Below are 21,336 nucleotides of genomic sequence, written 5' to 3'. Positions count from 1 at the left end.
TGTATATCTTAACTTTGCCGCATGGCAAATATTAAACCCTCTTTGGCAAAAGGTACGCGTGATTTCTCTCCCAAAGAGATGGAAAAGCGTAACCACATATTCAATACCTTAAAGACCGTTTTCAAAAAGTACGGCTATAACGAAATTCAAACCCCTACATTTGAAAATCTACAGACCCTAACAGGGAAGTATGGCGAAGAAGGAGATCGGTTGATTTTCAAGATATTGAATTCTGGAGACTACCTGAGTAAGGCTCCTGAAGCGTTGCTGACAGAGAAAGCATCCAATAAACTTATTTCGCATATTTCAGAAAAGGCGTTGCGCTATGACCTAACTGTTCCTTTTGCGCGATTTGTAGTTATGCATCAGCATGAACTTACGATGCCTTTTAAACGTTTTCAGATTCAGCCTGTATGGCGGGCAGATAGGCCGCAAAGAGGGCGCTATAGAGAGTTCTATCAGTGTGACGTTGATGTCGTTGGGTCAGATTCGTTGTTGAATGAGGCGGAGTTTGTTCTGATTTATAACGAGGCACTAGCTGCATTGGGACTAAAGGATTTCACGATCAAGATTAATAACCGAAAAATATTGACTGGTATCGCCGAGGTAATTGGTAAGCCAGAGCTTATTGTAGATATGACGGTTGCCATCGACAAGCTGGATAAAATTGGGCTTGAGGGAGTCAATAAAGAGTTGCTTGAACGTGGGTTCACGGAAGAGGATGTAGAGGTGTTACGCCCGATTATTCTTTTAGAAGGAACAAATCAGGATAAGCTCGCTAGCTTAAAATCTGTTTTGGCCAAGTCGGAAGCCGGTTTGAAGGGTATTGCTGAGATTGAGGAGGTTTTTGCGTATTTGACATCGTTTGGTATGTCGGCACTATTGGATAAGGTCGTGGAGTTGGATATTACGCTAGCGCGTGGTTTGAATTACTATACGGGATGTATCTTTGAAGTGAAGACGAATGAAGTTGCCATGGGAAGTATTGGTGGCGGAGGACGTTACGATGATTTGACTGGGATGTTTGGTCTAAAAGATTTAACTGGAGTTGGGGTTTCATTTGGTGCCGACCGCATCTACGATGTGCTTGAAGAGCTTAATCTCTACCCAGAGTCTTCTGCCGCAACGACACAGCTGTTATTGGTGAACTTTGATCCTGCTTGCGAAGCATTCCTATTGCCCGTGCTGATGCAATTACGAAATGAAGGGGTTGCGGTGGAGTTATACCCCGCTGCTGTTAAATTGAAAAAGCAGATGAGCTACGCAGATAGTAAAGGGATTCCTTATGTACTATTGGCCGGAGAGGAAGAAATTAAAAGTGGAGAGCTCTCGTTGAAAGATATGCGAAGTGGGGAACAGCAGAAATTGAATATGGAAGCCTTGATTAAATATTTCAAATAGGCGACCATTTTGATATTCAAAAAAGAAGAAATTAGATAATTTTGTGACAATAAACGACTAATTCCTGCCTATTTTTTATTCAAAATCTCGTTAAAAATAACTAGATTTGTGGTCGGTTTAGTAAAGAAATTCAATACGTTAAAATGAGTTCAACACCTATAACAAAAGAAACATATTTAGAGTGGTATAAATCTATGCTACTTATGCGTAAATTCGAGGAGAAGACTGGTCAGTTATATGGGCAGCAAAAGATCCGTGGATTTTGTCACTTATACATTGGTCAAGAGGCTGTTATGGCTGGTACGATTTCGGCAACTAGACCCGATGACTCTGTTATCACTTCGTATAGAGATCACGCACATGCTTTAGCAAAAGGTATGTCTGCCAACGAATGTATGGCGGAGATGTTTGGTAAGGTTACAGGATGTTCTAAAGGTAAAGGTGGTTCTATGCACTTTTTCTCGAAAGAACACAAGATGATGGGTGGCCATGGTATCGTAGGTGGTCAGATTCCTTTGGGTGCAGGTATCGCTTTTGCGGAACAGTACTTAGGTAAGGATAGCGTAAATGTTTGTTTTATGGGAGATGGCGCTGTTCGTCAAGGTGCATTTAACGAATCATTGAACATGGCGATGTTGTGGAAATTACCTGTAATCTTTGTTTGTGAAAACAATGGTTACGCGATGGGTACTTCCGTACAGCGTACAACGAACATGATCGATATCTACAAAATGGGATTTGGTTTTGATATGCCAAGTGCTGCTGTTGATGGTATGGATGTTGTTGCGGTACACAACGCGATGGATGAAGCTGTGCAACGTGCGCGTGCTGGTGAAGGACCGACATTCTTGGAAATTCGTACATACCGTTACAAAGGACACTCGATGTCTGACCCAGCTAAATACCGTACAAAAGAAGAATTAGAAGAATACAAAGGTCGTGATCCATTGGTGTCTACGAAACTTGCGATTCTAGAAAATAATTATGCTGATGAGGCATGGTTTGCTGAAGTAGAGGCGGATGTGAAAAAAGTAGTGGATGAGTCTGTTAAATTCGCAGAAGAATCGCCATATCCAGATGCTTCAGAAATCTATGACGACGTTTATGTACAGAAGGACTATCCTTTTGTAATGGACTAATAATTAAGAATTACTTTAACTTAAAGATATAATCTACTATAACAAATGGCTGAAGTAGTAAGAATGCCGAAAATGAGCGACACCATGACCGAAGGTGTAATTGCTAAATGGCACAAAAAAGTCGGTGATAAAGTAAACTCCGGTGATTTAATTGCTGAAGTTGAAACAGATAAAGCAACGATGGACTTCGAGTCTTATCAAGAAGGAACATTGTTGTACATTGGCCCGAAGGAAGGTGAAGCTGTAGCAATTGATGCGGTAATCGCTGTTTTGGGTGAAGAAGGGGAGGATTACAAAGCTTTGCTAGAAGGTGATGCTGCTCCAGCTAAGGCGGAAGAGAAATCTGAAGCAGCAGCTGAGCCTGCTGATGCTCCTGCGGCAAGTACATCTACCGTTACGCCTGAGGATTTAGGTTGTACCGTAATTACGATGCCATTGTTGAGTGATACCATGACTGAAGGGGTTATTGCACAATGGAACTTTAAAGTGGGTGATACCATAAAATCAGATGATGCTATCGCTGATGTTGAGACGGACAAAGCAACAATGGAGGTTACTGCTTATGCAGAAGGAACATTGTTATATGTTGGTTTGGAAGCAGGTGAAGCAGCAAAAGTAAATGATATTATTGCTATTGTAGGTCCTGCGGGAACAGATATTACGCCATTGTTGAATCAAAAGCCTAGTGCACCAGCAGCAGAGAAAGCTGAAACGGCAGCGCCTGCGGTCGCAGAAACAACTAGCGCAGCAGCGCCAGTAGCAGCAGCGACGAGCACAGCGGATGATTCACGTGTGAAAGCTTCTCCTTTAGCAAGAAAAATTGCGAAAGAACGTGGCATTAATCTGAACGATGTGAAAGGGTCTGCGGATGGCGGTCGTATTGTGAAGAAAGATGTAGAAACATTTGTTCCGACAGCGGCGGCGGCAAAAGCAGATGCTCCAGCGGCAGCAGCGAGCGAAGGAAAAGCAACGATTTCTTTACCACAAGTTATTGGAGAAGAGAAATATACAGAAGTAGCGGTTTCGCAAATGCGTAAAACTATTGCACGTCGCTTAGGTGAATCTTTATTTACTGCACCACATTTCTATTTGACCATCTCTGTTGATATGGACAATGCGATTGCTGCGCGTGCACAGATTAATGAGGTAGCGCCTGTTAAGGTTTCTTTCAATGATATCTTAATTAAAGCAGTTGCTTCTGCATTAAAACAACATCCTGCGGTGAACTCTTCATGGAGAGGGGATAAGATTCGTTTCAACCAACACGTAAATATTGGAGTGGCGATGGCTGTGGAAGATGGTCTATTGGTTCCGGTAGTACGTTTTGCAGATGGTAAATCCTTATCGCACATCTCTGCAGAAGTTAAAGAATACGGACAAAAAGCAAAAGCTAAGAAATTAACACCAGCAGATTGGGAAGGTTCAACATTTACAATCTCTAACTTAGGTATGTTTGGTATTGATGAGTTTACATCAATCATCAACTCACCGGATGGTGCAATCATTTCTGTCGGCGCGATCCAGCAGATTCCAGTTGTTAAAAATGGAGCTGTAGTACCAGGTAATGTTATGAAATTAACTATGGGATGTGACCACCGTGTGGTGGATGGTGCAACTGGTGCTGCTTTCTTGCAAACCGTAAAATCATTACTAGAAGCGCCAATTCGTTTATTAGCGTAATCAGTAAAAATATAGTTATAAAAGCACTTTGGTTAATACCAAAGTGCTTTTTTTATTGTTAATACAGTCAAGAAATCCTATTTTGTAGGAATTGATTTCAAGTGTTTAACTCTAATATTCGAGGAGTATCCTGTGCGTATAAAATATATAAATACCCTATTTGTTGCCTTGCTTTTTAATGTCGTTGCGTGTTCATCACCCGAAGCAAAGCAAAAAGAAATTGTTAAAAAACAAATTGAGAAAGATAGTATCTCCCTTGTCTACAATCCAGATTCTGCGGACAGAGAGATTGAAGCCTTTATGCAGCACCTGCATCAGAAGGCAGCCTTCAATGGTAATGTTTTGATTGCGAAAAAAGGTAAAATTATCTATCAGGGATCTTTTGGCTGGGCGAACTACCTAAAGAAAGATAGTCTGAAAATTGATTCTAAGTTTGAACTCGCGTCGGTCTCTAAACCGCTTACTTCATTGGGGATCCTTAAGCTCGTCGAAACTGAAAAACTGAAACTGGATCAGACTGTTAATGACTTTTTTCCTGCTTTTCCCTATCCCGGTATTACGATACAAATGTTGTTGACACATCGGAGTGGCTTGCCTAATTACGTGTATTTTGCAGAAGGCGTATGGAAGGATAAGAAAAAAGGAATGACCAATATGGATGCCGTAAATTTGTTGATCGAGCATAAGCCAAATCGTTATGGAGCGCCTAACGGACGTTTCCACTATAATAATTCCAATTATATGGTCCTCGGTGTTATTATAGAGAAAGTCAGCGGCAAGGATTTTGGAGCGTATATGAAGGAGGTGGTATTCGATCCGGCAGGAATGAAGAATACAGCCGCCTTATCGAAGGCGCGTTATGAAACTATTCCAACCAATGTGGTGGGTCACGATAAGGTATGGCGTCGTTCGGTCGTGCAAAACTACTTGGATGGGCCTGTAGGAGATAAAGGTATATATAGCACAGTTCAAGATCTTTTTTTACTGGATATTGCACTGAAGGAAGGTCGCATCGTGAATAAAGCATTACTGGACTCAGCATATGTTCCTCGTAATGATGCAAAGCGAAATCTATTCAGTTACGGTTATGGATGGCGTACTTTTTCGCCACATAACACACAAGTGGTCTATCACACCGGATGGTGGCACGGTTTTCGCAATTTATATGTTAGAGATCTAACCGATGATGTTACTATTGTGTTGTTATCCAATATGGCAAATGGAAGCCTCGTGAATTTAGATAGCTTGTACAAAATATTAAAGATGCCTGTTTTACGGCAAAACGCATATAATGCAAATGGTGACTTTGTTGTTAACTAACTTATAGATTTATTATGAAAAAAACACTGATTCTTGGTGCCAGTACAAATCCTGCGCGTTATTCTTACCTGGTCGCTAATAAGTTGGTTCGGAAAGGGCATGAGATCGTGAATGTAGGCCGTAAAGTTGGAAAAGTAGCGGGCGTTGATATTGAGACTGCCAGTGATATCCATACGGATATTGATACCATCACGCTTTATGTGGGACCTAAAAATCAGCAACCTTACTACGATTATATCCTTCAAACAAAACCGAAGCGTGTAATCTTTAATCCTGGTGCTGAAAATGAAGAGCTCAAAGTCTTGTTGGAAAAAGATGGAATAGAGCCCATCGAGGCGTGTACGCTCGTGATGCTCAATACAGGACAATATTAAAATAAAGGCAGAGCTAGTCTCTGCTTTTATTTTGACACCTTTCTTTACCAACCGGACAGGTTGATAGGAATGAACAATCGTTTGTGTCGCCGGATGAAAACGTTATCGTGAATTAATCCAATACCTTCCACGTCAATTTTCTTCTTAATATCATATATTCGACACTTAAACCTATATATGATGAAACTATCGAATCTAGCATTAGCCATTTGCTTAGTACTCACAACAGCGGCGCAAGCACAAACAAAGCGTACCGATCTATCCTTATCTTATTCTTTTATACAGGGAAAATTAAAGGATGCGGCACAACAAATATCGACCTTAATTGCAGCAACTCCACCCGATAAATTTCCTAAGACATTCGAAAACGGACAGCAAAAGTTCTCCAATTCTTCGTGGTGGTGTTCTGGTTTTTATCCCGGCACATTGCTATATCTGTATGAAGGAACAAAGAATGATACGCTATTAACCCTAGCGACGGACAAGTTGAAACCTTTGGCCAAAGAACAGTTTAATAAAGGAACGCATGACCTGGGATTTATGCTATTCTGTAGTTTTGGAAATGCTCTTCGACTTACTGGAGATTCGGCGAGTTATAAGGATATTCTTTTGACGGGCGCCGAGTCATTAGCCTCTCGATACCATGATAGGCAAAAGGCAATCAAATCTTGGGATTGGGGAAGCTGGGAGTATGCGGTTATCATCGATAATATGATGAACTTAGAATTCTTAACGCAGGCAACAAAAATTTCAAAAGATAAGAAATACAAAGATATTGCGGTGCAACATGCGAATACCACTATTAAGAACCATTTTCGGAAAGATTACAGTGCCTATCATGTGATTGACTACAATAAGGAGACGGGGGCTGTAAGTAGAAAGAAAAATCATCAGGGTGCTTTTGATGAGTCTGCCTGGTCGAGAGGACAGGGGTGGGCTTTGTATGGTTATACGATGATGTATCGGGAAACTGGAGAAAAACAATTCCTGAAGCAGGCGCAACATATCGCCTCTTATATTTTGAAACATCCACAGTTGCCGGCAGATCTAGTGCCATATTGGGACTTTGATAAAGAAAAAGTACCTGCAACGAGTAAGATGTACAAAAATAAGGACCTGCGGGATGTTTCGGCCGCAGCATTATATGCTAGTGCGCTTCTGGAATTGTCACAATATACAACGGGGAAAGAGGCCAAAGGATACTTAGGCGCTGCAGAAACGTTGATTAAGAATCTTTCGGGAGACCCTTATTTGGCGCAGGATGGTGAAAATGGAGGATATATCTTGAAGCATTCTGTTGGTGCGCTGCCTTTAGATTCCGAAATTGATGTGCCACTAACCTATGCGGATTATTATTATGTTGAAGCTTTGATACGTTACCAACGCTTGTTGGCAGGGAAAAGCATTATAGATTAACCCCTTACAGTATGAAGCGATTTATTCTTTTTTTGTCTCTTAGTTGGGGTGTATTATTATCTTTTGGACAAGGCAATAGTTCGATGTTTCCAATGGAGAAACTCGGGACTACTATCTATAGTGGCGTTTTTACCGGTAATGGCCTGCTGGGGACGATGAGCTATATGAAATCAAACAATACATTGCGGATCGATGTTGGTCGGACCGATGTATATGATCACCGTGAAAACCCTGAATCTGCATTATTTGATAAGGCGCGATTACCCATTGGACATTTCGTACTTCGTTTGCAAGACACTGTGCTTCGTACAAACGGTTTGATCGATTATGGCGGCGGTGAAGCGATAGCTACTGTGGTGACAGCACGAGAGCACTATTCGGTACGCACGCTAACCTTTGCAAATCGAGATGTAATCTATGTAGAGATTGATACGAAGCTCGGTGCCAATACTGTACCTTTATTGGAATGGATTCCTGAGGTGCCGCGAAGTCCGCGGATGAATTTTGGACACGCTAAGAAACCGGACAATTACCCTGAAAACCCTATAGGCGAACATGTGAAGCGTAATAACTATTCTGTTTATAAACAGCCACTCTTGGCGGGTGGTGGATACGCCACGGTTTGGCAGTCCTATGTTAAAGAAAATAAGACTGTTTACCTCATTAGCATAGGTTACGATAGCGGAAATAGAGATTATGTGGCACAGGCCATCGACAACATAGAAGCGCTTAAGGAAATGGCGCTTGATAAGGAAATTCTGGAGCATAAAGCGATCTGGAAATCTTACTATTCCAGGTCGAATCTGACACTTCCGGACACACGCCTGCAACAATTTTATAATATGCAACTCTATAAGCTGGCTTCAGCCACGGGGCAAGATAAGCCAGCTATGGATCTTCAAGGGCCATGGACATCCAACACGCCGTGGCCAGCGTATTGGCATAACCTGAATATAGAGCTCGCTTATTCGCCAGTCTTTGCTAGTAATCACCTTGAGATTGCAGAATCATTGATTAAAATGATCAACCGCAATGTTGATAACTTGATTCAAAATTCTCCTAAACCGTATCGGCATAATAGTGCGGCTATTGGTCGCAGCTCAGCTCCAGATATGATTAGCCCGGTATGGGTGGAGCGAGGGCGTGATGGAACAGCTTGGGAAGATGGACAAAAAGAGCTGGGCAACCTTACGTGGATGCTACACAGTTATTATCAATACTATAGGTTTAGTATGAATGAAAAAGCATATGAACCGTTGTTTGCTTTGCTGAAAAGGTCGGTGAACTATTATTTGCACCTCCTGGATCAAGATGCCGATGGCCGATATCATATTGTTGAAAAAACCTATTCACCAGAGTATTCTGGTGGATATGCCTATGATACGAACTATGATCTCTCGATTTTACGTTGGGGATTAAAGACGTTGATTGCGATGGATGATGAGCGTAACCTAAAAGACCCGCTCTACACAAGATGGAAGACGGTTTTGACACACCTTCGAGCGTACCCGACGAATAAGGATGGTTTTATGATTGCGAAGGACGTTCCATATGCGGAGTCACATCGACATTATTCGCATCTGATGATGGTATATCCTTTTTACGACATCAATTGGGATCAACCAGAGAACCATGACTTAATAAAGCGCTCTATCAGCCATTGGCAAAGTAAACCTGCAGCGTTACAGGGGTACTCCTTTTCGGGGAGCGCTTCTATGTATGCGATGATGGGTGAAGGAGACAAAGCCTTAGTTGCCTTGGAAACATTGTTGCGAAAATATGTGAAACCTAATACGCTATATGCGGAGACAGGGCCTGTTATCGAAACACCACTCGCAGCAATGAGTAGTATTCAGGAACTGGTGCTTCAACATTGGAATGGTGTTACGCGTGTGTTTCCAGCTGTACCAACGGTATGGGCTGACGTTACCTTTCGGGACATGCTGACGGATGGTGCATTTTTGATCTCGGCTGAAAGAAAAAGTGGTAAAACACGTGAGGTACGTGTGATGAGTCAGCATACAGGGACTATTCGTCTCAAAAGTGGAATAGTGAACCCTCGTATCACGCTTTCGGGACATTCAGCGATTCGCGATCAGCATGATGATTATGTTGAGCTTTATTTACCTAAGGGAGAGCAGGCTGTCTTACATCTTCGTTAATGTTGAATTTCTATTTGTTCTTTATGTGTTCTGAAATATCATACGTATGAAACATCTTGCCTTAGTAATCTTGCTCTTTCTTCCATCTTTCGGAATCGGTCAGCAACAGATATTACAGCGTAAAATAACGGACGCGTCATATACGGATCTTTTTTCCAAATTAAAGACCTGGCAAAATACACGCGCTTCGTTGTGGCGACAGCAGCTACGCGATTTACCCGTGGAGGTAAAAGATAAAATTATTCGTGATGCGGACACGGCGAATGTATTTACTTGGCCTTCTTTGTTGGCGTCTAAATATTTGGAGTATAAAAGGAATGGTAATCGCACCAACTATGAATCCGACATCAACCTACGTCGTGCCAAATTAAGTCAGCTGGTTGCAGGCGAGATGTTGCGCCAGGATGGTACCTATATTCCACAGATCGCCAATGGTTTGTGGTTAATTTTGGAAGAAAGTACCTGGGTCAGTCCAGCACATATTGTTGTTCAGCAGGCCGGAGCGGGATTAGTCGATCCTTATGATAGTTACATAGACCTGGGAGCAGGCAGAGTCGCAGCAGATTTGGCTGCTATTTATCGGGCCTTGGCCACAGAATTGGACGCTTACTCGCCACAATTACGGCGAAAGCTGAAGTACGAGCTGGATAAACGAATCTTAGAACCCTATCTCTTGCGAAAAGATTTCTGGTGGATGGGTTATGGAAAAGGATTCGTCAACAACTGGAATATCTGGATAAATAATAATGTACTGCGTACAGCTCTCCTTGTGATGGATGATCCCGAGAAGCAAAAGCAAATTGTTCTCAAGGTGATGGAAAGTTCCGATAAGTTTATCGATTACTACCCCGAAGATGGCGCTTGCGAGGAAGGACCTTCCTACTGGATACATGCAGGAGGCGAATTAGGAACGATGTTGCAACTTTTAAAGGAGGCGTCGGCTGATAAGTTTGATGTATCACAAGAAACGAAGATACATCGTATGGGGCAGTATATCCTTCGTATGCATATTGATGGAAATCGTTTTGTGAATTTCGCCGATGCCTTAGCGATCGAATATCCAACGCCGTCGAAAGTAGCCATCTATGGTGATATCTTTAAAGATCAAGATCTACGTAATTTTGCAGCGTATCTATGGAACCGGCACAAAAGTACGAATAGCAGTAATGTGCAAGATCTTTTGTTGCTTGCAGCGTCCTATAAGGATATTACGAAAGCTGCACCTGTGGTTAACCATGCGCTCGAGGTCGTATACCCCAGTCTGCAGCTTGTAAAATGGCAGAGCGAGTCCATGGGTAAAGGATTAACCTTTGTTGGTATCGGGGGGCATAATGGTGTTAGTCATAATCACAACGACGTCGGTAGTTTTATGTTGTTTGCTGATAATATTCCGGTATTGATTGATATTGGTGTTGGCACCTATAACAGCAAAACCTTTTCCAGTAAACGCTATGAAATATGGAATATGCAGTCCCAATGGCATAGCTTACCGACGATCAACGGTGTTATGCAACAGGATGGTGCCAAATTTAGGGCGACTGCGGTGAAATTGCCATCAAGGGATTTTAACCATTCTTTTTCATTGGATATTGGTACCGCTTATCCGGCCGAAGCTGCGGTATCCTCGTGGACACGTAGCTTTCAGTTTGCGCCCGCTAAACAGGAGCTAGAGATGCAGGAAAAATATAGCTTAACCAAAACGATCTCTCCCCAACAGATACATTACATAACGTCGATTAGGCCTGTGCTGGATGGAAGTGATGTTTACATCGAGTACGATACAGGTAAGTGCGTATTAATACAGAGTAATTCCAAAAACCTTGTACCAACTATTGAAGAGCAAATGTTGACCGATGCGCGCCATCAAAAGGTGTGGGGAGAAAAGATTTATAGAATCCATTTTACAGAGAAAAAAATGAACCGAGAGGCGACCTACAATTTTAAGATCAAGCGGGTCGAACGAAGTGCGGGCAAATAAAATAATATGAACAGAAGATTATTGATCAAGAACGCAGTGCTAACCGGAATCCTTTCTCTAGCTGGAGGGAGGGTGAAAGGGAAGGCCATAAAAGAAAAGTACGAAGCACGTGCGATAGAGGGAGGTGACGATCGTGCGTATTGGGTCGCTATACTAACCCAAATGGCGCAGCCCATTCTTGAAAATATCAGCAAAGAAACATTCCGTAAAAATATGCCTATGTCGGTGAGTCCTACTTTTGATTCACGCGACAGCGGAGTGGGGTACTTAGAGGCATTTGGACGCCTTGTGGCGGGAATGGCTCCTTGGCTAGCGCTGCCGGATGATGGTTCAGAAGAAGGTGCATGGAGAAAGAGATTTCGAGAGCAAGTGCTTCTGGGTATTCAACATGGTACAGACCCTGCATCAGCCGACTATTTCACTTGGAGAGGCTCGTCTTCGCAAACTTTGGTCGATGCTGCACATCTGGCGCAAGCTTTCCTTCGCGCTCCGCATGCGTTATGGGAACCGCTGCCTGAAATAACGAAAAAACGCGTGGTCGAGGAGTTCAAGTTGCTTCGGCGGATTAAGCCAAATGAAAGCAACTGGCTCCTTTTTGCAGCGATGACCGAAACATTCCTATACTTTATTGGGGAGGATTGTGTACGGGAACGAATCGATTATGCCGTTAATAAGTTTGATAAAGAATGGTATGTCGGAGATGGCTGGTATAGCGATGGGGCACGGTTTAGTTTTGACCATTATAATGGATATGTTATCCACTGCATGCAGGTTGAAGCACTTCGGTATAATATACCATTTGGTGGTGCATATAAAGAAATGTACGATCGTGCGTACAAGCGAATGCGGCGGTATGCTCATCATTTGGAACGCTTGATAACGCCTGAAGGATATTACCCTGTGGTGGGGCGCTCTTCGACCTATAGAAATGCCGCCTTTCAGCCGCTCGCTGCAGTAGTATTAGATAATCAGTTGCCTGAAGATCTCACAAAAGGACAGGTACGCGCTGGGATGACAGCAGTGCTTAAACATATATATACGAAATCTAATTTTGATCAGTTGGGTTGGCTCACTATGGGAGTGGTGGGGGATGGGCAGGATAATCTGGCAGACTATTATACCAATGCCGGATCCATGTATGTAGCATCACTCTCCTTTCTGCCTCTTGGGCTTCCGGCGACGGATGAGTTCTGGACGACCGAGCCTGCACCCTGGACCGCACAGAAAGTCTTTACTGGAGCGCAATTTCCAAAGGATTATTATGTCACCTATTAATTAAATGTACTAAGCTAATTACTTTAATGATGAATATAAAAAAGACCTTAACCGTTTTTGTTCTTTTAGCCTGTGGAACTTATTCCCCGGTAGGAGCACAATCAAAGAATCAACATTTGAGCTTGTCTGAGCAGTTTGTTACCGATAACTTAAAGGATGCTGCGAGACAGATCAAATACTTAGAATCACAGATTAAAGAGTCCGATATTCCAACCTCTTTTAGTCAAGGTAAACATGTGAATTGGGGAACATCTTGGTGGTGCTCCGGATTTTATCCAGGGACCGCACTTTACTTATATGAAGCAACAGGGGATGCCGATCTACTAACGATTGCGAAGAGTAAACTAAAGTATTTGGAGAAAGAGAAGAATAATAAAGGTACGCATGACCTTGGCTTTATGCTGTTCTGTAGTTTTGGGAATGCGTTGCGGTTAACAGGAGATTCGGCAACGTATAAACCGATCCTTGCCACGGGAGCAGCTTCCTTGTCGACCCGTTTTAAAGAATCTACACAAACGATCCGTTCTTGGGATGGGGGAAAGAATTGGGATGGACAGCCGTGGACTTATCCGGTAATTATTGATAATATGATGAACTTGGAGTTCTTAACACAGGCTACAAAAATAACGAGAGATCCCTCTTTTACACGCATTGCAAAGATCCATGCTAACACAACGATCAAACAACATTTCCGTAAAGATTACAGTTCATACCATGTGGTCGATTACGATCCAAAGGATGGGCATGTAATCAGCAAGAAAACTGCCCAAGGAGCATTTGATGAATCGGCTTGGGCGAGGGGACAGGCTTGGGCGCTGTATGGTTATACGATGATGTACCGGGAGACGAAAGATAAAAGTTATCTGAAGCAAGCACGTAGAATTGCTACGTTTTATTTAAATCATCCGAATATGCCGAGTGATATGGTGCCGTATTGGGATTTTGATCAGAATAAATTAAAGGCAGATAGTAAATACTATGCGCAAAAGGATCTACGCGACGCTTCGACGGCTGCGGTGGTATCGTCTGCATTGTTGGAACTTAGTTTATATACTAAAGGAAAGGAAAGTCAGTTGTATGTGCAAAAGGCGGAGCAGATGCTAAGATCTCTTTCTGCGGCACCATATAAAGCAGCATACCAAGATAATGGCGGATATATTTTAAAGCATAGCGTAGGTTCAATTCCCCATAAGACAGAAATAGATGTGCCCTTAACGTATGCAGATTATTATTATGTAGAGGCATTGCTACGGTATAAGCGGATGCTTGCCGGTGATACGGTTATTAAACAGTAAAAGCGGATCGCCCGTATAAAGTTTACGATATGCTGTATAGATGTTGTTCGCATAAACTTTCTGTTTTGGAGAAGGGATAGATTATTGTTTTTCAATTACGCGCGATATAAGTGTACAAACGTAAAAGTTTTTTAAAAAATAATCGACTAACTGTTTGATAGTTATAAAAATGTTTGTACTTTTGCAGTCCCTTATTGGGAAAAGTGTGTCTTGAGCGAAGCCCTACTGCTTCGAAGGACGTTTAATTAATTTATTTATAACATGTCAGGAATTATTGGTAAAAAAGTAGGAATGACCAGCCTGTTCGATGCAGAAGGGAAGAATATCCCTTGCACAGTAATTGAGGCTGGACCGTGCGTGGTTACGCATATACGTACGGAAGAGAAGGATGGCTACGTGGCTATTCAACTTGGCTATGATGATGCTAAGGAGAAAAACACGACAGCGCCTTTAAAAGGACATTTCGCTAAAGCAGGAGTGACTCCTAAGCGTAAACTAGTTGAATTCAAAACTTTCGAGGATGAGAAACAACTAGGTGACATCGTGGATGTAACTATCTTCGAAGAAGGCGAGTACGTTGATGTAGTCGGTACTTCGAAAGGTAAAGGTTTCCAAGGTGTAATGAAGCGTCACGGATTTGGTGGTGTAGGTGGTGCGACTCACGGTCAGCACAACAGACTACGTGCTCCAGGTTCATTAGGTGCTTCTTCTTGGCCTTCACGTGTATTCAAAGGAATGCGCATGGCAGGTCGTACAGGTGGTGAGCGTGTAAAAGTTCAAAACTTACAAGTATTGAAAGTTTACGCAGATCAAAACCTAATTGTTGTTAGTGGTTCCATTCCAGGAGCTAAAGGTTCATACGTAATCGTAGACAAATAGTAGAGATGGAAGTTAAAGTATTAAATTTATCAGGTAAAGAAACAGGTGCCAAGGTGCAACTGCCTGAGTCAGTATTCGGCGTAACGCCTAACGACCACGCGATCTATTTGGATGTGAAACAATACTTAGCGAACCAACGCCAAGGAACTCACAAATCTAAACAACGTAATGAGATCGCTGGATCTACACGTAAATTACACAAACAAAAAGGTACTGGTGGTGCTCGTGCGGGTTCTATCAAGTCTCCATTGTTTAATGGTGGTGGTCGTGTATTCGGTCCTCAACCACGTGACTACTCGTTCAAATTGAACAAAAAATTGAAACAAGTAGCGCGTAAATCAGCATTGAGCTACAAAGCGCAAGAAAACAGTATTTTAGTATTGGACGAAGTAAAATTCGATACCGTTAAAACTAAAAACTATGTGGCTTTGATCAACGCGTTGAACCTAGCTGATGAGAAAACTTTATTGGTTTTATCAGCACAAGATAACAATGTTTATTTATCAAGCAGAAACTTGAAAAAAGCAAAAGTAATTGCAGCTTCTGAGTTGAACACATACGATGTGTTGAACGCTACAAAACTTTTGTTGACAGCAGATTCTGTTAAAACTTTGGAGGAAGCATTCGCTAAGTAATATGGAAATTATTAAAAAACCTATTTTGACTGAGAAAGCTTCGTTGTTAACGGAGAAATTAAACCGTTACGCTTTCAAAGTAGATCACAGAGCTAATAAAATCCAGATCAAACTAGCTATCGAAGAGATGTTCGGTATCACGGTTGTTGCTGTAAACACTGCTGTTGTAGCAGGTAAAGCAAAAAGCCGTCATACAAAAGCTGGCTTTGTATCAGGAAGAGCTCCTAAGTATAAAAAAGCCATCATCACGGTGAAGGATGGTGAAACAATTGACTTTTACACTACACTATAATAAGAAATGGCAGTTAAAAGATTCAAACCGGTAACCCCTGGTACGCGTTTCAGAGTAGGCGCAGACTATTCTGACGTTACTACAAACGTTCCTGAAAAATCGTTAGTAGTAGGCAGCAATAAGAGATCAGGTGGTCGTAACAAGTCCGGTAAAATGACTATGCGTTATATCGGTGGGGGACACAAGAAAGTATACCGATTAATAGATTTCAAACGCGATAAAAAAGATATCCCTGCAAAAGTAGCTACGATCGAATACGATCCAAACCGTACAGCACGTATTGCTTTGTTGCACTACGCTGATGGTGAGAAACGCTACATCATTGCTCCAGCTGGATTAACAGTTGGTCAAACAGTGATCGCAGGTGAGCAAGTTGCCCCAGAAATTGGTAACACGTTACCGTTAGCTAACATTCCTCTAGGTTCTATCATTCACAACATTGAATTGAACCCAGGTCAAGGAGGTTCAATTGCTCGTTCGGCTGGTACGTATGCGCAATTGTCAGCACGTGACGGTAAGTATGCCATCATCAAATTGCCTTCAAGTGAAACACGTATGATCTTGTTGACATGTGTTGCGACTATTGGATCTGTATCCAATGCTGAAAAAGCTAACGAAGTGTTAGGTAAAGCAGGTCGTAAACGTTGGTTAGGTCGTCGTCCTCGCGTTCGTGGTGTGGCTATGAACCCGGTAGATCACCCTATGGGTGGTGGTGAAGGTCGTACTTCAGGAGGTCACCCTCGTTCACGCACAGGTGTGTTAGCTAAAGGCTTCAAAACACGCTACAAGAAGAAAACATCGAATCGTTACATCATTGAGAGAAGGAAAAAATAATGGCTCGTTCAATTAAAAAAGGTCCTTATATCGATCACAACTTAGAAAGAAAAGTTCTTTCTATGAATGAAACAAACAAAAAATCAGTTATCAAAACATGGTCTCGTAGATCAATGATTTCACCTGATTTTGTTGGCCATACCTTCGCAGTGCACAACGGGAATAAATTTATCCCTGTTTATGTAACGGAGAATATGGTTGGTCACAAGCTTGGTGAATTTGCGCCTACGCGTACATTCAAAGGCCACGCAGAAAAGAAAAAATAATTAGGTAATGGAAGCAACAAAAAAACTTAAGAAGTCTGTCCTTATCAGACAACGCAAAGAGCAGGAAAAAGCTCAAGTAGGAGGAGCCTCTACCGCCAAGTTATTGAACTGCCCTACTTCGCCTCGTAAGATGCGTCTAGTGGTGGATCTTATCCGTGGCGAGAAAGTAGAGACTGCACTTTATATCTTGAAACATACAGGTAAAGAAGCGGCTATCCGTGTGGAGAAATTGTTATTATCAGCAATTAAAAACTGGGAAGCTAAAAACGAAGGTGCTTCGTTAGAAGACAGCGCACTTTTCGTGAAAGAAGTATCTGTAGGCGGTGGTCGTCAATTGAAAAGATTACGTCCGGCTCCTCAAGGTCGCGGTTACAGAATTCGCAAGCGTTCAAACCACGTGACTTTGATCGTAGATAGTTTAAAAAACGTTAACAACTAATATTAATAAGAATGGGACAAAAAGCAAATCCAATAGGTAGCAGATTAGGTATCATCAAAGGATGGGACTCTAATTGGTTCGGAGGCAACAACTATTCTGACAAGTTGGTTGAGGACGAAAAAATCAGAAAATATCTTTCTGTACGTATCGCTAAAGGTGGCGTAGCAAAAGTTGTTATTGAAAGAACTTTGAAACGTATCACTGTTACTATCCACACTGCACGTCCAGGAATCGTTATCGGTAAAGGTGGTCAAGAAGTTGACAAGATCAAAGAAGAGTTGAAAAAACTGACTAAAAAGGATGTTCAAATCAACATTTTCGAGATCAAACGCCCTGAGCTAGATGCGAAATTGGTAGCAGAAGGTATTGCTAAGCAATTAGAAGCGCGTATTTCATTCCGTCGTGCAATGAAAACGACTATTGCTTCAACAATGCGTATGGGTGCTGAAGGTATCAAAGTAATGTGTTCTGGTCGTTTAGGTGGTGCTGAAATGGCACGTACTGAGCAGTACAAAGAAGGAAGAACTCCACTTCACACATTGCGTGCAGATATCGATTATGCATTAGCAGAAGCATTGACTACTTACGGTAAAATCGGTGTTAAAGTATGGATCTGTAAAGGTGAAGTTTACGGTAAACGTGACTTATCTCCTAACATCGGTCAAACTTCAGGCGTAAAATCACGTGGCGGAAACGAAGGTGGTGATCAACGTCGTGACAACCGTAACAAAGGTGGTCGTGGTGGTAACAACCGTGGTGGAAACCGCGGAGGTGCTAAAAGAGATTAATTAATAACAAGATTTAAAAGTGTCCGCCTGCGGGCGGATTAAAATAAAATACGAACATGTTACAGCCAAAAAGAACGAAGTTCAGAAAGATGCAGAAAGGCCGTATGAAAGGTAACGCTTCTCGTGGAGCGGAATTAGCTTTCGGTTCTTTCGGTATCAAATCACTGGAGCCAGCATGGATCACTAGCCGTCAGATTGAGGCTGCACGTATTGCCGTTACACGTTACATGAAACGTGAAGGGCAAGTATGGATCCGTATCTTCCCTGATAAACCTGTTACGAAAAAACCTGCAGAGGTACGTATGGGTAAAGGTAAGGGTGCTCCTGAATACTGGGTAGCAGTAGTACGCCCAGGCCGTATGTTATTCGAAGCAGAAGGTGTGCCTTTAGAAATTGCTAAAGAAGCACTTCGCCTTGCTGCACAGAAACTTCCGGTTCAAACTAAGTTTGTTATACGTAGAGACTACGTAGAAGCATAAAATCGTTGGTAATGTCAATTAGTTTAGCCTTGTGGCCGTTACCCACAAGGCAACTCATAACTTGAATTGATAACCCAGCATAACAATTGATAAAAATGAAAAATTCAGAAATTATCGAATTATCACAAGAGGATTTAACAGCTCGTCTTAAAGAAGAGAAAGCTGCTCTTAACAAGTTGAAATTTGCACATGCTGTTTCTGCAATTGAAAATCCAAATGCAATCAAAGCTGCACGTAGAAACATCGCTCGCATCGCGACTGAAGTATCTAAACGTAAAAACGTAGCTAAATCTGAAACAGCCTCTGAGGCGTAAAAAGTAAAGTCGAAATGGAAAGACAATTAAGAAAAACAAGAATCGGCTTAGTAGTTAGCAACAAGATGGACAAATCTATCGTAGTAGCTGTTGAACGTAAAGTAAAACACCCTATCTATGGTAAATTCGTTAAGAAAACTACTAAATTCAAAGCTCATGACGAAACAAATACCTGCGGTATCGGCGACACGGTATTGATTATGGAAACTCGTCCGCTGAGTAAAACGAAGAACTGGAGATTAGTAGAAATTTTAGAAAGAGCTAAATAAGATGGTACAACAGGAATCAAGACTAAATGTAGCTGACAATAGCGGTGCTAAAGAAGTTTTAGTAATCCGTGTGTTGGGCGGTACGCGTAAGCGTTATGCATCTATCGGTGATAAAATCGTTGTTACCGTTAAGAGCGCTATTCCTTCAGGGAACGTAAAAAAAGGATCAGTTTCAAAAGCTGTTGTCGTACGTACGAAAAAAGAAATCCGTCGTAAAGATGGTTCTTACATTCGTTTCGATGACAATGCAGCAGTATTGTTAAACAACAACGATGAACCACGTGGAACACGTATTTTCGGCCCTGTGGCACGTGAATTACGTGAGAAACAATTCATGAAGATTGTATCACTAGCACCGGAGGTTTTATAATTATGGCACAAAAATCAAATACAACTCACAAAATCAAGATTAAAAAAGGTGATTTAGTGAAAGTTATCGCTGGTAACTCTAAAGGTGTTCAAGGAAAAGTTAAAGAAGTTTTAATCGATGCGAACAGAGCGGTTGTTGAAGGCGCTAACATCGTGAAAAAACACACAAAACCTAGTGCGGCTAATCCTAATGGTGGTATCATTGAGAAAGAAGCTGCTATCAACATCTCTAACATCGCTTTAATCGATCCTAAAACAGGTGCTACAACACGTGTTGGTCGTAAAGTGAATGCAGATGGCAAAATTGTTCGTTACGCTAAAAAATCAGGGGAGGAAATTAAATAATGACTTACGTACCAAGATTAAAAGCGAAATATGCGGAAGAAATCCGTACAGCGCTTAAAGAAAAATTCCAGTATAAGAGCGTTATGCAAGTTCCTAAACTGGAGAAAATAGTTGTTTCTCAAGGTATCGGTGCGGCTACTGCTGACAAGAAATTGATCGACAGTGCTATTACAGAATTAACGACTATCACTGGTCAACAAGCTGTAGCAACGAAATCTAAGAAAGATATCTCTAACTTTAAATTACGTAAAGGTATGCCAGTTGGTGCACGTGTTACACTTCGTGATAACATGATGTACGAATTCCTTGACCGTTTGGTGGCTGTATCTTTGCCTCGTATCCGCGACTTCCGTGGTATCAACGATAAAGGCTTTGATGGTAGAGGTAACTATAACTTAGGTATTACTGAGCAGATTATCTTCCCAGAGATCAACATTGACAAAATCAATAAGATCCAAGGTATGGATATCACGTTTGTAACTTCTGCTGGAACTGATGTTGAAGCATTAGAGTTACTAAAACAATTCGGTTTACCATTCAAAAATCAAAATCCAACTAACAATGGCTAGAGAAGGTGTAAAAGCACGCGAAGTAAAGCGTCAAAAATTGGTGGCTAAGTTTGCAGAGAAACGTGCAGCGCTTAAAGCAGCAGGTGACTACGCGGCATTAGACAAATTACCAAAAAATGCTTCCCCAGTACGTTTGCACAACCGTTGTAAATTAACTGGCCGTCCTAAAGGATATATGCGTCAATTCGGTATCTCTCGTGTAACATTCCGTGAGATGGCTCTTGATGGTAAAATCCCGGGAGTGACAAAAGCTTCTTGGTAATAAGAGAAAAAAAAATTACTTTTGCCCGGATAAACCCCACAAGGGTTTATCGGGTTTTTTTCGTATTGCAAAAATTTTTAACAGATAATAGGTCTTTCCCTAGGGTAGGGAGGGAAACCGTTGTCACAAATTAGTTCTATAATGAATACAGATCCAATAGCGGATTACCTTACACGAGTAAGGAATGCCATTAAGGCCAACCACCGGGTTGTTGAAATTCCTGCATCGAACCTTAAAAAAGAGATCACTAAAGTTCTTTTTGACAAAGGTTACATTGCTAATTACAAATTCGAAGAAGAAGGACCTCAAGGTTCTATCAAAGTTGCTTTGAAGTACCACCCAATTAGCAAAATTCCGGCTATTCGCACTTTGACACGTGTGAGTAAACCTGGTTTAAGAAAGTATGCAAGTGTGGAAGACATGCCACGTGTTTTGAATGGTTTGGGTATCGCAATCTTGTCAACTTCTAAAGGAGTGATGACAGATAAAGAAGCCCGCTTACAAAATGTAGGTGGTGAGGTTTTATGTTACGTTTATTAATCTAGGTAAAAAACAC

At 41.8% G+C, this 21,336-nt stretch carries 25 protein-coding genes; all 25 read left to right on the top strand.

The features are described 5' to 3' along the window. Positions 1-21: 21 nt before the first annotated feature. Positions 22-1,401 (top strand): histidine--tRNA ligase, encoded by a 1,380-nt coding sequence (hisS, locus tag B9Y69_RS07860; protein ID WP_085472383.1) that lies wholly within the window; start codon positions 22-24, stop codon positions 1,399-1,401. Between the two features lie 143 nt (positions 1,402-1,544). Next, the gene (gene pdhA, locus B9Y69_RS07855; protein ID WP_085472382.1) at positions 1,545-2,540 is read left to right on the top strand and encodes a pyruvate dehydrogenase (acetyl-transferring) E1 component subunit alpha; all 996 of its coding nucleotides are present in this window, start codon (positions 1,545-1,547) and stop codon (positions 2,538-2,540) included. Positions 2,541-2,585: 45 nt separating this feature from the next. Beyond that, the gene (locus B9Y69_RS07850; protein WP_085472381.1) at positions 2,586-4,220 is read left to right on the top strand and encodes a dihydrolipoamide acetyltransferase family protein; all 1,635 of its coding nucleotides are present in this window, start codon (positions 2,586-2,588) and stop codon (positions 4,218-4,220) included. A gap of 132 nt (positions 4,221-4,352) precedes the next feature. After that, the gene (locus tag B9Y69_RS07845) at positions 4,353-5,540 is read left to right on the top strand and encodes a serine hydrolase domain-containing protein (protein ID WP_394365780.1); all 1,188 of its coding nucleotides are present in this window, start codon (positions 4,353-4,355) and stop codon (positions 5,538-5,540) included. Positions 5,541-5,554: 14 nt separating this feature from the next. Next, entirely contained in the window at positions 5,555-5,914 is a 360-nt protein-coding gene (locus B9Y69_RS07840) for a CoA-binding protein (RefSeq protein WP_085472380.1), read from the top strand. A gap of 177 nt (positions 5,915-6,091) precedes the next feature. Continuing rightward, the gene (locus B9Y69_RS07835) at positions 6,092-7,330 is read left to right on the top strand and encodes a glycoside hydrolase family 88 protein (RefSeq protein WP_144036523.1); all 1,239 of its coding nucleotides are present in this window, start codon (positions 6,092-6,094) and stop codon (positions 7,328-7,330) included. A gap of 11 nt (positions 7,331-7,341) precedes the next feature. Then, entirely contained in the window at positions 7,342-9,492 is a 2,151-nt protein-coding gene (locus tag B9Y69_RS07830; protein WP_085472379.1) for a glycosyl hydrolase family 95 catalytic domain-containing protein, read from the top strand. Positions 9,493-9,538: 46 nt separating this feature from the next. After that, the gene (locus B9Y69_RS07825) at positions 9,539-11,470 is read left to right on the top strand and encodes a heparinase II/III domain-containing protein (RefSeq protein WP_085472378.1); all 1,932 of its coding nucleotides are present in this window, start codon (positions 9,539-9,541) and stop codon (positions 11,468-11,470) included. Positions 11,471-11,476: 6 nt separating this feature from the next. Next, positions 11,477-12,745, top strand: a complete 1,269-nt coding sequence (locus B9Y69_RS07820; protein WP_085472377.1) for a DUF2264 domain-containing protein — start codon at positions 11,477-11,479, stop codon at positions 12,743-12,745. Positions 12,746-12,774: 29 nt separating this feature from the next. After that, positions 12,775-14,040: a glycoside hydrolase family 88 protein gene (locus tag B9Y69_RS07815; RefSeq protein WP_085472376.1), complete on the top strand. Its 1,266-nt coding sequence runs from the start codon at positions 12,775-12,777 to the stop codon at positions 14,038-14,040. 261 nt (positions 14,041-14,301) lie between these two features. Then, positions 14,302-14,919 carry a 50S ribosomal protein L3 gene (gene rplC / locus B9Y69_RS07810; RefSeq protein WP_085472375.1) on the top strand — a complete coding sequence of 206 codons (618 nt, stop codon included), beginning with the start codon at positions 14,302-14,304 and terminating at the stop codon, positions 14,917-14,919. A gap of 5 nt (positions 14,920-14,924) precedes the next feature. Next, the gene (rplD, locus tag B9Y69_RS07805) at positions 14,925-15,554 is read left to right on the top strand and encodes a 50S ribosomal protein L4 (RefSeq protein ID WP_085472374.1); all 630 of its coding nucleotides are present in this window, start codon (positions 14,925-14,927) and stop codon (positions 15,552-15,554) included. A 1-nt stretch (position 15,555) separates the two neighbouring features. After that, positions 15,556-15,846 carry a 50S ribosomal protein L23 gene (rplW, locus tag B9Y69_RS07800; RefSeq protein ID WP_085472373.1) on the top strand — a complete coding sequence of 97 codons (291 nt, stop codon included), beginning with the start codon at positions 15,556-15,558 and terminating at the stop codon, positions 15,844-15,846. Positions 15,847-15,852: 6 nt separating this feature from the next. Further along, on the top strand, positions 15,853-16,680 hold the full coding sequence (rplB, locus tag B9Y69_RS07795; RefSeq protein ID WP_085472372.1) for a 50S ribosomal protein L2: 828 nt from the start codon (positions 15,853-15,855) through the stop codon (positions 16,678-16,680). Next, the gene (gene rpsS, locus B9Y69_RS07790) at positions 16,680-16,946 is read left to right on the top strand and encodes a 30S ribosomal protein S19 (protein ID WP_037498931.1); all 267 of its coding nucleotides are present in this window, start codon (positions 16,680-16,682) and stop codon (positions 16,944-16,946) included. The genes rplB and rpsS overlap by 1 nt, the downstream gene beginning before the upstream one ends. A gap of 7 nt (positions 16,947-16,953) precedes the next feature. Next, entirely contained in the window at positions 16,954-17,385 is a 432-nt protein-coding gene (rplV, locus tag B9Y69_RS07785) for a 50S ribosomal protein L22 (RefSeq protein WP_085472371.1), read from the top strand. An 11-nt stretch (positions 17,386-17,396) separates the two neighbouring features. Continuing rightward, positions 17,397-18,173, top strand: coding sequence for a 30S ribosomal protein S3 (gene rpsC / locus B9Y69_RS07780; protein WP_085472370.1), 777 nt, complete (start codon positions 17,397-17,399; stop codon positions 18,171-18,173). A 56-nt stretch (positions 18,174-18,229) separates the two neighbouring features. After that, positions 18,230-18,652 (top strand): 50S ribosomal protein L16, encoded by a 423-nt coding sequence (gene rplP / locus B9Y69_RS07775; protein WP_085472369.1) that lies wholly within the window; start codon positions 18,230-18,232, stop codon positions 18,650-18,652. Positions 18,653-18,747: 95 nt separating this feature from the next. After that, the gene (gene rpmC, locus B9Y69_RS07770) at positions 18,748-18,966 is read left to right on the top strand and encodes a 50S ribosomal protein L29 (RefSeq protein WP_085472368.1); all 219 of its coding nucleotides are present in this window, start codon (positions 18,748-18,750) and stop codon (positions 18,964-18,966) included. A 14-nt stretch (positions 18,967-18,980) separates the two neighbouring features. Then, positions 18,981-19,235, top strand: a complete 255-nt coding sequence (gene rpsQ, locus B9Y69_RS07765) for a 30S ribosomal protein S17 (protein WP_085472367.1) — start codon at positions 18,981-18,983, stop codon at positions 19,233-19,235. A gap of 1 nt (position 19,236) precedes the next feature. Beyond that, the gene (rplN, locus tag B9Y69_RS07760) at positions 19,237-19,605 is read left to right on the top strand and encodes a 50S ribosomal protein L14 (protein WP_037498951.1); all 369 of its coding nucleotides are present in this window, start codon (positions 19,237-19,239) and stop codon (positions 19,603-19,605) included. A gap of 2 nt (positions 19,606-19,607) precedes the next feature. After that, entirely contained in the window at positions 19,608-19,949 is a 342-nt protein-coding gene (rplX, locus tag B9Y69_RS07755) for a 50S ribosomal protein L24 (protein WP_085472366.1), read from the top strand. Continuing rightward, on the top strand, positions 19,949-20,518 hold the full coding sequence (gene rplE, locus B9Y69_RS07750; protein ID WP_085472365.1) for a 50S ribosomal protein L5: 570 nt from the start codon (positions 19,949-19,951) through the stop codon (positions 20,516-20,518). Before rplX ends, rplE begins: the two co-directional genes overlap by 1 nt. Beyond that, complete coding sequence (gene rpsN / locus B9Y69_RS07745; protein WP_085472364.1) at positions 20,511-20,780, top strand: 30S ribosomal protein S14; 270 nt, start codon at positions 20,511-20,513, stop codon at positions 20,778-20,780. Before rplE ends, rpsN begins: the two co-directional genes overlap by 8 nt. Positions 20,781-20,921: 141 nt before the next feature. Continuing rightward, the gene (gene rpsH / locus B9Y69_RS07740) at positions 20,922-21,320 is read left to right on the top strand and encodes a 30S ribosomal protein S8 (protein ID WP_085472363.1); all 399 of its coding nucleotides are present in this window, start codon (positions 20,922-20,924) and stop codon (positions 21,318-21,320) included. Positions 21,321-21,336 lie beyond the last annotated feature (16 nt).

The sequence above is a fragment of the Sphingobacterium psychroaquaticum genome (assembly GCF_900177625.1).
GTDB classification, from domain to species: Bacteria; Bacteroidota; Bacteroidia; order Sphingobacteriales; family Sphingobacteriaceae; genus Sphingobacterium; species Sphingobacterium psychroaquaticum.
This window is presented reverse-complemented; position numbering and strand designations above follow the sequence as displayed.